A 13,071-nucleotide genomic window follows, 5' to 3' on the forward strand; every position below is an offset into this window, starting at 1 on the left:
CCGGTATGATTAAAGATTTTATTTTGCCGGACATTGGTGAAGGCGTTGTTGAATGTGAACTCGTGGAATGGCTGGTGAAAGAAGGCGATACAGTCGTTGAAGACCAACCTATAGCCGACGTGATGACAGACAAAGCCTTAGTACAGATCCCCGCGCCCTTTGGTGGCGTGGTGACTAAACTCTATTACGCCAAAGGCGATATTGCTAAGGTACATGCGCCGCTCTATGCCGTAAAAATTGAAGGTGCCGTTGAAATTGCGAGCGAATCTGTTACGGCTGAATCTGCTGCGACGACTGCAACAGTGACTGAGCCTGTGGCCGCAACAACTGCCAATACTTCATCCAGTTCATCCGTCAGCATTGAAGAATTCTTACTACCGGATATTGGCGAAGGTATTGTTGAATGTGAACTCGTCGAATGGCTAGTGAGCGAAGGTGATTGGGTTGAGGAAGATCAACCGATTGCCGACGTGATGACAGATAAAGCGCTGGTGCAAATTCCTGCTATTAAAGCGGGTAAAATTGCCAAACTGCATTATCGCAAAGGTCAGCTAGCTAAAGTACATGCGCCTTTATTTGCCATTGAAGTTAAGCATATGGCTTCTGCACCTGCGGCAACAACAAACACTGATACTGCGGCTAATGCGGCACCAGTAGCACAGGCTGTGAGTGCAGAACCCGCTCGCCAAGGTAAAGCCTTAGCCAGCCCCGCAGTTCGCCGTATGGCGCGGTCGTTAGATATCGATTTGAGCCAAGTACCTGGCACAGGAAAGCACGGCCGTGTGTATAAGGAAGACATCTCTCGCTTCCAACAAGGCGCGAGCAATGTTTCTGCTCCAAGTGTGGCTCAGGTAAAAGAGGCGCCAGTTCAAGCGACTCAAGCATCTCAAACCCAAGTTCCAACATCTACAGTGACTCAACGCGCTGACACGGTTGAGCCTATTCGCGGCGTAAAAGCTGTGATGGCACGCATGATGGTGGAATCTGTATCGAGCATTCCGCACTTTACCTATTGCGAAGAGTTTGATTTAACAGACTTAGTTGCACTGCGTGAAAGCATGAAAGTGAAGTATTCGTCAGATGAAGTGAAGTTGACCATGATGCCTTTCTTCATGAAGTCAATGTCGCTCGCGTTAAGTCAGTTCCCTGTGATGAACAGTCAAGTGAATGCGGATTGCACTGAGCTGACTTACAAGGCGCGTCACAATATCGGCATGGCGGTGGATTCTAAAGTGGGTCTTTTGGTGCCCAACATCAAAGATGTGCAGGACAAGAGCATTTTAGAAGTGGCGGCAGAAATCACCCGTCTGACCCAAGCAGCCCGCAGCGGCCGCGTGGCGCCAGCGGATCTGAAAGACGGCACTATATCTATTTCTAACATTGGCGCCTTAGGTGGCACAGTGGCGACGCCTATTATCAACAAACCTGAGGTGGCGATTGTGGCCTTAGGCAAGTTGCAAACCTTGCCGCGTTTTAACGCGAAAGGGGAAGTCGAAGCTCGCCAAATCATGCAAGTGAGCTGGTCTGGTGACCACAGAGTGATCGATGGTGGCACCATTGCTCGCTTCTGTAATCTGTGGAAACAATATCTTGAGCAGCCGCAAGAGATGTTATTGGCCATGCGTTAAGCCGCTGGCAGGCAGATTTGACAGTAAAAGGACGCTTTAGGGCGTCCTTTTTACTTTGCTTTGCACAAATGGGTTAATCTTTTGATCCCGATTACGTATAATTCCCTAACGTCGTTATCCTGATGGATGTGTTATGAGTCAGTTAGCCCTCAGCCCATTTGCTCCAACCATAGAAACCATTGATTACCCGTTTCCGCCTAAGCCTGTTCCTTTGTCTGATATTGAAAAAGCCGACTATAAGGCGCGTATCAAACAACTGCTCATTGAAAAAGATGCCGTTCTGGTTGCTCACTATTATACCGATCCTGAAATCCAAGCCCTTGCCGAAGAAACCGGCGGCTGCGTTTCAGACTCTTTAGAAATGGCGCGCTTTGGCCGCGATCACACAGCAAAAACCTTAATCGTTGCTGGGGTCAAGTTTATGGGCGAAACCGCCAAGATTTTGAGCCCTGAAAAAACTATCCTAATGCCGACCCTTGAAGCGACTTGTTCATTGGACTTAGGTTGCCCAATCGATAAGTTCAGCGCTTTCTGCGACGCGCACCCAGATCATACTGTGGTGGTTTACGCCAATACCTCGGCTGCGGTTAAAGCGCGCGCCGATTGGGTGGTGACCTCCAGTATTGCCCTTGAAATCGTTGAGCACTTAGACAGCGAGGGCAAAAAGATCATTTGGGGACCAGACCGTCATTTAGGCAGTTATATTGCCAAACAGACGGGCGCCGACATGTTGATGTGGCAGGGCGATTGTATTGTTCATGACGAGTTTAAATCGAACGCACTGCGCGATATGAAAAGCGTTTACCCAGATGCGGCTATCCTTGTGCATCCTGAGTCACCAGCCAGTGTGGTGGCAATGGCCGATGCCGTTGGCTCGACCAGTCAGTTGATTAAAGCGGCGCAGACTATGCCAAATGAGCGTTTTATCGTGGCAACCGATCGCGGCATCTTCTATAAAATGCAGCAGGCGGCGCCAGGTAAAATCTTAATCGAAGCGCCAACGGGCGGAAATGGCGCAACCTGTAAGAGCTGTGCTCACTGTCCTTGGATGGCGATGAATGGTCTACAGGCGATTGAAGCGTCACTCGCCGACAGCGATAAAACCACCCATGAGATATTTGTGGATGAAGACTTAAGAGTGAAAGCGCTAATCCCGCTGACGCGTATGCTGGATTTTGCCAAGACACTGAATATGAAAGTGAAGGGTAATGCCTAAGCGCATTATTTAGCTTTTATTTAGTCTAATAAAATCCCTACCATAGCGTGGGGATTTTTTATGTCTGTTGTTTTTATTAAAACTAAGGCAATAAAAAGCCCCGCAAAATGCGAGGCTTGATTGAGTAACGCGAGATCTAGTGACTAGATTACTTCACGCTTACTTACTTGGCGTTCATCAGTGCAACCGCGTTATCTAACATACGGTTACTGAATCCCCATTCGTTATCATACCAAGACATCACTTTCACTAAACGGCCGTTTACACGAGTTTGAGTGGCGTCAAAGTTTGAAGAAAACGCATTGTGGTTAAAGTCGATAGACACCAATGGCTCTTTGTTTACCGCTAACACTTCGCTCAATGGCGCAACGCTGGCAGCACGTTCGATAATGGCATTCACTTCTTCAACTGTCGTGTCACGGGCAGCGATGAAAGATAAATCCACTAGTGATACGTTAACTGTAGGTACACGAACCGCTAGACCGTCGAATTTACCTTGTAATTCAGGTACAACTAAACCTACAGCAGCAGCTGCGCCCGTTTTAGTTGGGATCATTGATAGCGCCGCAGCACGGGCACGACGTAAATCTGTGTGGTACACGTCAGATAAACGTTGATCGTTAGTATAAGCGTGAATCGTGGTCATCAGGCCTGATTCGATACCAATCTCGTCATTTAACGGCTTAGCAAAAGGAGCTAAACAGTTAGTGGTACAAGAAGCATTTGAAATCACTGTCATGTCCGACGTCAGTACGTTGTTGTTCACGCCGTAAACAACTGTGGCATCGACGTTTTTACCTGGAGCAGAAATAATCACTTTCTTCGCGCCAGCGGTTAAATGCGGTTGAACAGTTTCTTTAGAAGTGAAGATACCGGTACATTCGAACACCACGTCTACTTGCAACTCAGCCCATGGTAGTTTTGCAGGATCACGTTCTTGGAAAGTGAGGATCTTGTCGCCATTCACATAAATAGCTTCGGCATCATGGTCAACTTTGGCATTGAAACGACCGTGGACAGAATCGTATTTTGTCAGGTGAGCGTTGATTGAAGCGTCGCCTAAATCATTAATAGCGACAATCTTGATTGGATAAGCTTTTTCGCTTTCGTACAAGGCGCGTAATACGTTTCTACCGATACGGCCATAGCCATTTATTGCTACACGGATAGTCATCTCATATCCCTCTGGTGATTATAAAATTCAACTGGTAGTAAAATTACCAAACTGACAGCTATCGTCAAGTTAAATCGGCATTTTACCGCTGTCTTGATTAACAAATTAGGTATTTTTTTTACATCGGTCGCGAAATCGCCATTTTTTACGCGTTAATTGGGTAAAAAATTACAAGATGGCAAACATTTTGCCATCAGTTGCTTAGTCTGTTTTTTCGACAAGCGCAGGTGGTACAGCCTCGGTTGCCGTAGGCGCTTTGTCAACCGCTTGAGGATCAAGCCATTGTCTTACTGGACTCTGAGGATAAGTCCCGTTTTTTAGCGCATCAATAAGAGCTTGGGCTTTTAAATCGAGTTCAGTCGCCAGCGTTTTATTGCCACCGAGCAAGGCTAGCATTTTTTCCTCTGAATACTTCTGCTGCGTAAGTAGTAAATTTGCCTTCGTCAGCATAAAGGCTTTATCAAGTAGCTGTAGCTGGCGATAGGCTGATGCGAGCCCAAGTAACCAGTTAACGTCGAAATCATCGTATTGGATCTCCGCAAAGACCTTAAGATAGAGTTGTTGCGCTTTGATGGCATTTCGATTGCTGTAGTAAGTTGCGACTTGGGCAAGTAGGAAAGGGTCAGTCACTTCGCCGGCGTTTTCATGCTCTAATAATCTATTTAGCGCTGCGGTATCGCCAAAGCGAGTCCATTGGTAATAGGACATGAAAGGATCTTGTCGCTCGCGGGTTTGATCTTGTAGCAAACTTAAATTCTGGGTGCTTAATCTAAAGGCTCTGGCTCTATCCGCGGTGCGATTGGTGTGGATGATATGCTGAACACCAGAGGCGAGTTCAATACAGCGGCTGTAATCCTCAAGGTAAGTCAATTGCAGGTAGAGTTGTTTGCCTGTGGGGTTTTCGTTGTCTTTTAATTCGTAGCGGTTCTGGATTAGTTTAGTTTTTTCGGCCAAACACCAGCCATCCTTATGCAAATCGGCACAAATTTCAGGATTATTTTTACAAATTGCTGAGATATTTCGGCCATTATCACAACCGAAAAGACCAAAAAGGCTCATCCCAAAGGTAAATGATGTAATTATTACTAGATTTTGTCTCAAAACACTCTCCAAACGATAATTTTTCTAATAAAATTACAGATTTACAGAAAATATCTTACTGGCAACACAGCGCGACTTTCATTACAATGGCGCCGACCAAAACAGGGTTTTCCCTAAAACCCGCATTAGATTATTGGTCTTTTCGTCATGTTACTCAAACCTTTCAGTACATTTTATTGAAAAGTGAGATAAAGGATCTGTAAATGAGCGCTGATAAACACCTACAAAGTTGGCAAGAACGTTTTGAAATGGCAGAGGCGATGCAGCCTTTGTTAGGCAAGTTGTACCGTAACCAAGGCGTTGAAGTCGTGGTCTACGGCAAGCCGTTACTCAATGCTTCTACGATTGAAATCATTAAAGCGCACCGTTTAGTTCGTCGTCATGTCGGTGAAAAATTACGTTTACGCGAGAGTTTCCCCTTCGTTCAAGCTTTGAGCAAACTCGCAGTTAAACAATGTAAAGTGGATATTGGTAAGCTTGCAGTCAATTACTGGCGTGATCACACCGATGTCAGTGAAATTGAAAGCTATATGGCAAAAGAGTTGGCCGATGCCATTGACCATGCTGATGATGTCGCACCGCGTGATGTTGTGCTTTATGGTTTTGGCCGTATCGGTCGCTTATTAGCACGCCTGCTGATTGAACGCACAGGCCGCAGCAATAAGTTAAGATTACGCGCTATCGTATTACGTGGAGGTAAGAAAGGTGATTTAGAGAAACGTGCCAGTTTATTACGCCGTGACTCAGTCCATGGTCCTTTTAATGGTTCTGTGGAAGTTGACGAAGAGAACAATGCCATCATCGCCAACGGTACCTATATCCAAGTGATTTATGCAAACTCGCCTGATGAAGTGGATTACACTAAATACGATATCAGCGATGCACTCGTTGTTGATAACACTGGTATTTGGAAAGATGAAGCGGGTCTTGGTTTACACCTTAAGAGCCCTGGCGCGAGTAAAGTGTTGCTGACAGCTCCTGCAAAAGGCGCAATCAAGAATATCGTTTACGGTGTGAATGAAGGCGATATTACCCCAGAAGACATTATCGTTTCTGCGGCAAGCTGTACGACCAACGCTATTACGCCTGTACTGAAAGCTGTGAATGATAAATATGGTATTGAGAATGGTCATGTTGAGACGATTCACTCTTATACCAACGATCAAAACTTGATTGATAACTATCACACCGCTGACCGCCGTGGCCGCAGTGCACCATTAAACATGGTAATCACTGAAACGGGTGCCGCTAAAGCCGTTGCTAAAGCACTGCCTGTGTTAGCGGGCAAGTTAACCGGTAACGCGATTCGCGTGCCAACGCCAAACGTCTCTATGGCCATCATCAGCATGAACTTGAATGCTGAAACCAGTAAAGATGAGCTGAACGAGTACCTTAAAGATACGGCGCTGCAATCACCGCTACAAAATCAAATCGATTACACCGACTCTACTGAAATTGTATCGAGCGATTTAGTGGGTTCTCGTTATGCGGGCGTGGTTGACTCACAGGCAACTATCGCAGAAGGCAAGCGTGCCATTCTTTATGTTTGGTATGACAACGAGTTTGGTTACAGTTGCCAAGTGGTTGGTGTAATGCAAACTATGTTAGGTTTAACGACGCTATCTTTGCCTGCATAAGTTGGCTGCGTAAATCACTAGCGTAAGTAATGCTGAGTCTTCAAGACTTGTGCATAATCTTCACATAAAGCGCCCTGTAGGGCGCTTTTGTTTTTCTATACTTATGCAATTTAATTGGGTTCGCCGCAATGCTCCTATCAACCACAGCTTTCTGCCGCACTTAATCATCTGCCGCATCGGCGTCAGTAACAGCAAAAAGCTTAAATTGATGAAGGAAACATCAACTTTGCTGACTTATGGCGGTTTATTGGGCAAACGATACGGCTTAGATCATTTTTTAAAAATTGTTGATTGACTCTGAGGTCTAAATCGGTAGAATGCCAATCCGCAGTCAGGGGAAAGCATGCCTAGCATGGCTTCTAATGATTAAGCGCAATGATAGGCGACATTAGCTCAGTTGGTAGAGCGATACCTTGCCAAGGTATAGGTCATCGGTTCGAACCCGATATGTCGCTCCAAATTTAATAAATTTGGCAGTTTGGGCGCGATGGCAGAATGGCTATGCTGCGGATTGCAAATCCGTCGATCTCGGTTCGACTCCGGGTCGCGCCTCCATAGTTTAAAGTATTAATGACACGATTCCCGTCGTTAATATAAAGAGTTTGCCCGAGTGGTGGAATCGGTAGACACAAGGGATTTAAAATCCCTCGCTGGTAACAGCGTGCCAGTTCAAGTCTGGCCTCGGGTACCAAAAAACAGAAAAGCCCTGACTCATGTCAGGGCTTTTTTGCTTTATAGATCCTCAAAGCCGAATGCCACTGGCTCACTTAGTGCCATTTAAGATGATTACTCGGCTAAGTTAGAATTAGCTATAGATCCCGCTCACATTTTATTCATTCAGTATTGCGACGTCAGCGCGATTCTTTTCTACAAGATAAAATTACAGGATTTTGTGATCTAGATGTTATAAATAACTTTATTAAAGCAATTTTCCGTTTATGCTTATAATTACATAAAAAAATTGAACTTTTACTGTTAAATCTACAATGGCGTAAGAATTTCCCTGAGAAGGTGCTTAAGTCGCTATTCCCCCCTTAAAGACAGTGGTATAAATAAGCCGAAATTTCCCCTACACGCGCATAATTAGGATACGTAGTCATGATTTTCTCTCAAGTATTACTCGCACCCGCAGATCCCATTCTTGGTTTAACTGATACCTTTAAGGCAGATCCCCGTCAGGATAAAGTTAATCTGGGTGTCGGTATTTATAAGGATGAGGCTGGACAAACTCCAGTGCTGACTTCAGTGAAAAAAGCCGAGGCTATTTTACTTGAGCAAGAGAAGACCAAAAACTATTTAGGCATTGAAGGCGTGCAAGCGTATAACCATGTTGTACAAACATTGTTATTCGGTGAGGGCAGTGCATTAATCACTTCTGGCCGTGCTGCCACAGCGCAAGCCCCAGGCGGCACAGGTGCACTGCGTATTGCTGCTGAGTTTTTACTGCGTAATACCGATTCGCACACTATTTGGGTCAGCAATCCAACGTGGGCCAACCATCAAAACATTTTTGAAACTGCGGGTTTAGCCGTTAAAGAATACGGTTATTACAAAGCAGAAGCCCATGATATCGATTTTGATACCATGATGACGGACTTGTCTCACGCGAATGCAGGCGATGTTGTGTTGCTACACGGTTGCTGCCATAACCCAACCGGTATCGATTTAACCTTGGCGCAATGGGAACTCGTAGCCCAATTGTGTACTGATAAGAAACTTGTGCCATTGTTTGACTTTGCATACCAAGGTTTTGGTGCTGGAATTGAAGAAGATGCAGCAGGTCTTCGTTTAGTGGCATCAAAAGTGCCGGAGCTGCTGGTTGCTAACTCTTTCTCTAAAAACTTTGGTTTGTACAACGAACGTATCGGCGCCGTAACTGTGGTGGCTGAAGATGCTGATGCTGCCGTGCGTGCCTTTAGCCAAGTGAAACGTACCATACGTGCAAACTATTCTAATCCGCCAGCACATGGCGCGCTGATCGTCAGCACTATCTTAAATGACGCAGCCCTGAAAGCCATGTGGGTGCAGGAAGTTAAAGAGATGCGTGAGCGTATCGCCGAAATGCGTACCCTGTTCGTTGACAGCTTAAAGGCTGAAGGCGTGACTCAGGACTTTAGCTTTATTTCTCGCCAAAATGGTATGTTCAGTTTCTCTGGTTTGAACAAAACCCAAGTGGCGCGCTTGAAAGACGAGTTTGGGGTTTATATCGTTGGTTCAGGACGCATTAGCGTTGCAGGCATGACTAAGACCAATATGCCAGTGATCTGCAAAGCGATAGCGCAAGTATTGTAAGGCTTATTAGATTATAGAATGAGGCTAAAGGAATTTCTCTTTAGCCTTAAACATAAAGGACAGCATTTGCTGTCCTTTATGTTTTTCAGAATGTGCGGGCTATTCAGTGATTAGTAGCTAAGCGCGAGAGGCTCCTGCGATTGTAGCGTGAGCTCAGATTTAATTCGTAGCAGGGCGCTTAATGCATCTAATAGGTTCGCTTGATCATGTAAATTCGGGTTATGGCGATTCTTCAACGGAAAATAGTTAATGAGTGGTCCTAAACGCGTTTGTTCGCCATGACGTAACACTTTGTGAATGATGGGCTTGCCAATGACTTGATGGCACCAAGCGATACGTTGCTCAATACTAAATCGACCCGCGGGTGAGGCTTCCTCTGCAAGGTTATCGATAAAGATCACTTGAGCTTTAGTAGCGGCTAGGCTTTTTGCAAACTTAGGTAATAGCAGCGGCGGCATAATGCTGGTTAAGAAGCTGCCAGGGCCTAAAATGATTAAATCTGCGTGTCGAACGGCCTCACAGGCTTCAAAAGTTGCATCGACCTGTGGCTCAAGGCAGAGCGCGATAGGTGCTTCATCCATACTGTCGACATTGATCTCGCCAAACACTTTACTACCACAGGCTTGCAGAGCCACTAAGTGTGTGGGTTGTTCAGACATAGGGATTAGCTGGGTTTCAATCTTGAGTAAATTACGGATGAGATTAACTGCTTCTAATGGACGAACGCACAGCTGATCAAGCGCCAGTAAAATAAGATTACCCAGATTATGGCCGCTGAGTTCAGTTTCACCTTGGAAACGGTATTCGAATAGTTGTGAGCCGACGGAAGGGCGATTGGCTAGATGGGATAAGCAGTTGCGTAAATCGCCCCAGGCAATACAGTCCTGCTCGGCTCTGAGTCTACCGGTAGAGCCACCGTTATCTGTGGTCGCGACAATTCCCGTTAAACGGCTGCCTAAAAAATCGAGTGACGATAATACTCGGCCTAAACCATGGCCTCCGCCAATGGCGACGACACGTTCAAATTGATTTAACATCAAATGCTGCATCTGGGTTCTTCCTTCCTGAATACCCGAAAAATGAATGTTACTGTCATCACTGATTAAGTACAAAGCGCAATGACGTAAGCGCTACTGTGCAATTTAACTGCGTTAAGGAACCTTAGTATAAAAGCTCAGTCGAAAGCTTGCATCTATTATCGACTGTCATACGGCAAGCACGTATACACGGATTCAGAATCGCGACTTAGGCGCAATATTGTACCTGAGTTAATGCGCCAGATGCGTGATTAATGACAGTGACGGCGGGCACATTTCGTTAAATCTGACAAACAGCTTATAATCCGCCCTTTATTTGCCCAATACGGGCGTCATACTTAAGGTGAACTATTGAAAACGGGTAGAATCGGATCGTTTACATTGGCATTAGCCATGGTCATAGTGGCGATTTTTGCATTGCGCGTTTGGATCATTCCCAACACGAATGATTCATCTAGCATTGCGACCCAACTCGTTGACGCTGTCGATCCTGTTACGCAAGTTCCTGACTTTTCTGCGATCAACGATATCACCGAAAAGAAGAAAGCCTTTTTTGATTTTCTGCGGCCGATTGTGCAGCAGCAGAATGCCATCATCTCGATGGAACGCGAGTTTGTCAGTGAAATGCTCGCTTTGGTTGATAATGGCAAGAGTTTATCTGAGACCCAACTCGGGCAACTCAATACGCTATTCGACAAATACCAATATGCGGCACGAAACGTCGATGCTAAATCCTTAGCAAGCTTACTAAAGCGCGTCGATATTGTGCCTGAATCTATGGTGCTGATCCAAGCCGCGAATGAATCCGGTTGGGGCAGCTCACGTTTTGCCCGTGAAGGCTTTAATTTTTTTGGTGAATGGTGTTTTAGTGCTGGTTGCGGCATAGTGCCATCTTCACGGGGATCTGGTAAGAGCCATGAGGTCAAAGTATTTTCATCGGTCGACGAGTCCGTTTCATCCTACATGCGCAATTTAAATTCTAATACGGCTTATGCGCTGTTTCGTTCTATCCGCGCTGATTTACGCTCACAGGAGCTAGAGCCGACAGCGGATCAATTGATTTACGGACTCGTGAATTATTCTGAAAGACAAGAAGCTTATATTGATGAGCTGCTTGATATGTTACGTCATAATGAAAAATATTTGGTGAATGTCGATGTATAAAAAATTGTTGTTTAGTGGCCTCTGTTTACTGGCAACTAGCGCCGCTGCAGAAACTGTATCCCTTGAATATAAAGGTTTTTATGATAGGTTAAAACAAGTCAATAAGGGCAGTTACCAACTCGTAGAAGTGGCTTTTAGTGTTCCAATGCAAAAAAACTGTTTGATCCAAAGCGGTTCTATTTCCAGTGAAAAAACATCAACGCCATTGACGTATACCTATGCTCAGCGGTTATTTATTCCCTTAGATGATGATTTAAAAGATCAGCGTGCCTTGGTTAATCTCAATTTTGCGGGCAGTGCTGATGGATGTGCTATCGCGATGCAAGTCAGAGCAAAACAGACATTGGCTGAGTACGATAAAGCGCGTTTACAGCAAATCGTGACCGAAATGGACACGCTGCTTGGTGCTATGCAAGGCTTCCCGATGCGTTATTTTAGGGATCCTATTGCTGGTCTTAACTTTGAATTCCAACCCGAGCAAGAAGTGTATGTACACCTTAATGGCCGTGAACAAGCCGTTAAGGGCAGTTATAAATTAGCCGTGAATGAGCTTGAAAACATCACGACGCTAAGCTTTAGTGCCCAGCCATTAGTCTTGAGTCCTTGGGTGAAGTGATCCTCTTTGTATCTTGAATTGGCATCTTGAAATAGTCGATTGAGAAGCACGTACTCAAAGATTAACTTATTTTGTAGCCATAAAAATGCCCACATCATGTGGGCATTTTTGTTTTGCTGGTTTAACTTATTTACTGATTAGGGCGCTAGTTTCAGCCTTAATTAGACTTCGTAAGTGTTAACAATATCAATGCGTTTTGCTGCATCCAAATCAATACGGCCGCTGTTGGCGATATCTAGGAAATCGAATGCGGGCAGATTGGCTTCGGCAACATCGCCACGCAGAGGCGCGTTAGGGTCACGCGTTAGAGACACAAAGTCGAACTGCTCACGGTCAACACCCTGTGATGGTGCGGTGTTTTGCATAGCGGTGAAAATTGTTTCAATTCGACCTGGGTATTGTCTATCCCACTGATTCAGCATGTCTTTGACAGCGGCGCGCTTTAAGTTTTCCTGCGAGCCACACAAGTTACAGGGGATGATTGGAAATTCTTTTAAGCTGGCATATTCTTCGAGATCTTTCTCGCGACAATAGGCAAGTGGCCGAATGACCACATTAGCGCCATCATCCGACAGCAGCTTTGGCGGCATTGCTTTCATCTTACCGCCAAAGAACATATTCAAGAACAAGGTCTCGATAATGTCATCCCTGTGATGGCCTAGGGCGATTTTAGTGGCGCCAATACGCTGGGCAAAGCCATAGAGCGTACCGCGTCGCAGGCGAGAACACAGGGAGCAGGTGGTTTTGCCTTCAGGGATCTTGTCTTTCACTATCGAGTAAGTGTCTTTCTCGAGGATGTGATAAGGCACATTGAGCTTATCTAAATAGGCGGGCAGCACATGCTCAGGGAAGCCTGGTTGCTTCTGATCTAAATTAACCGCAATGATTTCAAACTGAATGGGCGCGCGTTGCTGCAGATTCATCAAAATATCGAGCATCGCATAGCTGTCTTTACCGCCACTGAGGCAGCACATGATCTTATCGCCATCTTCAATCATATTGTAATCGGCGATTGCGCTACCCACTTCACGACGCAGACGTTTCTGTAATTTATTCAGACGGGTAGTGTGTTTTTTTGATAATTCTTCAGACATAGGATTTGCCGTAACTTCAGATATAGCTTCAAGCATAAAAAAGCGCCCAGTAACTCAGTTTCAGGGCGCGTATTATTCCAGCTATCTTTGGCGGGGTAAAGTGCCGCGTATC

10 protein-coding genes and 3 tRNA genes are annotated in these 13,071 nt (G+C 45.5%); 9 read left to right on the forward strand and 4 right to left on the reverse strand.

Features of this window, described 5'->3' with window-relative positions; all coding sequences use genetic code 11:
• Positions 1-5 precede the first annotated feature (5 nt).
• Both K5Q99_RS07150 and nadA read left to right on the forward strand, forming a co-directional pair.
• Entirely contained in the window at positions 6-1,628 is a 1,623-nt protein-coding gene (locus tag K5Q99_RS07150) for a dihydrolipoyllysine-residue acetyltransferase (protein ID WP_220776457.1), read from the forward strand.
• 133 nt (positions 1,629-1,761) lie between these two features.
• Complete coding sequence (nadA, locus tag K5Q99_RS07155; protein ID WP_220776458.1) at positions 1,762-2,844, forward strand: quinolinate synthase NadA; 1,083 nt, start codon at positions 1,762-1,764, stop codon at positions 2,842-2,844.
• A 163-nt stretch (positions 2,845-3,007) separates the two neighbouring features.
• On the opposite strand, the gene gap is transcribed toward nadA, so the two are convergent.
• Together gap and K5Q99_RS07165 are read right to left on the reverse strand one after the other, a co-directional pair.
• Positions 3,008-4,018, reverse strand: a complete 1,011-nt coding sequence (gene gap, locus K5Q99_RS07160) for a type I glyceraldehyde-3-phosphate dehydrogenase (RefSeq protein ID WP_006081590.1) — start codon at positions 4,016-4,018, stop codon at positions 3,008-3,010.
• Between the two features lie 201 nt (positions 4,019-4,219).
• Complete coding sequence (locus tag K5Q99_RS07165; RefSeq protein WP_220776459.1) at positions 4,220-5,119, reverse strand: DUF2989 domain-containing protein; 900 nt, start codon at positions 5,117-5,119, stop codon at positions 4,220-4,222.
• Between the two features lie 203 nt (positions 5,120-5,322).
• Between K5Q99_RS07165 and K5Q99_RS07170 the strand changes: the two genes are divergently transcribed.
• The 5 genes from K5Q99_RS07170 to K5Q99_RS07190 all read left to right on the forward strand — a co-directional run bounded on the left by K5Q99_RS07170 (position 5,323) and on the right by K5Q99_RS07190 (position 9,048).
• On the forward strand, positions 5,323-6,756 hold the full coding sequence (locus K5Q99_RS07170; protein WP_106650455.1) for a glyceraldehyde-3-phosphate dehydrogenase: 1,434 nt from the start codon (positions 5,323-5,325) through the stop codon (positions 6,754-6,756).
• A 382-nt stretch (positions 6,757-7,138) separates the two neighbouring features.
• Positions 7,139-7,214, forward strand: a tRNA-Gly gene (locus K5Q99_RS07175).
• Between the two features lie 23 nt (positions 7,215-7,237).
• Positions 7,238-7,311: transfer RNA gene (locus tag K5Q99_RS07180), tRNA-Cys, on the forward strand.
• A 49-nt stretch (positions 7,312-7,360) separates the two neighbouring features.
• A tRNA-Leu gene (locus K5Q99_RS07185) sits at positions 7,361-7,447 on the forward strand.
• A gap of 407 nt (positions 7,448-7,854) precedes the next feature.
• Positions 7,855-9,048, forward strand: coding sequence for an amino acid aminotransferase (locus tag K5Q99_RS07190; RefSeq protein ID WP_106650457.1), 1,194 nt, complete (start codon positions 7,855-7,857; stop codon positions 9,046-9,048).
• A 110-nt stretch (positions 9,049-9,158) separates the two neighbouring features.
• Here K5Q99_RS07190 and K5Q99_RS07195 read toward each other — a convergent pair whose 3' ends face one another.
• A complete protein-coding gene (locus K5Q99_RS07195; protein ID WP_220776460.1) occupies positions 9,159-10,097 on the reverse strand; it encodes a YvcK family protein in 939 nt (312 codons plus the stop codon).
• Positions 10,098-10,436: 339 nt separating this feature from the next.
• Here K5Q99_RS07195 and K5Q99_RS07200 point away from each other — a divergent pair, with 339 nt between their 5' ends.
• Both K5Q99_RS07200 and K5Q99_RS07205 read left to right on the forward strand, forming a co-directional pair.
• Positions 10,437-11,249: a glucosaminidase domain-containing protein gene (locus K5Q99_RS07200; protein WP_106650458.1), complete on the forward strand. Its 813-nt coding sequence runs from the start codon at positions 10,437-10,439 to the stop codon at positions 11,247-11,249.
• Positions 11,242-11,865, forward strand: coding sequence for a DUF2987 domain-containing protein (locus tag K5Q99_RS07205; RefSeq protein ID WP_106650459.1), 624 nt, complete (start codon positions 11,242-11,244; stop codon positions 11,863-11,865). Before K5Q99_RS07200 ends, K5Q99_RS07205 begins: the two co-directional genes overlap by 8 nt.
• Before the next feature lie 161 nt (positions 11,866-12,026).
• Here the strand turns inward: K5Q99_RS07205 and ttcA are convergent, their stop codons facing one another.
• Entirely contained in the window at positions 12,027-12,995 is a 969-nt protein-coding gene (ttcA, locus tag K5Q99_RS07210; RefSeq protein WP_198555449.1) for a tRNA 2-thiocytidine(32) synthetase TtcA, read from the reverse strand.
• Between the last annotated feature and the right edge of the window lie 76 nt (positions 12,996-13,071).

The sequence above is a fragment of the Shewanella hafniensis genome (genome assembly GCF_019655335.1).
Taxonomy (GTDB): Bacteria; Pseudomonadota; Gammaproteobacteria; order Enterobacterales; family Shewanellaceae; genus Shewanella; species Shewanella hafniensis.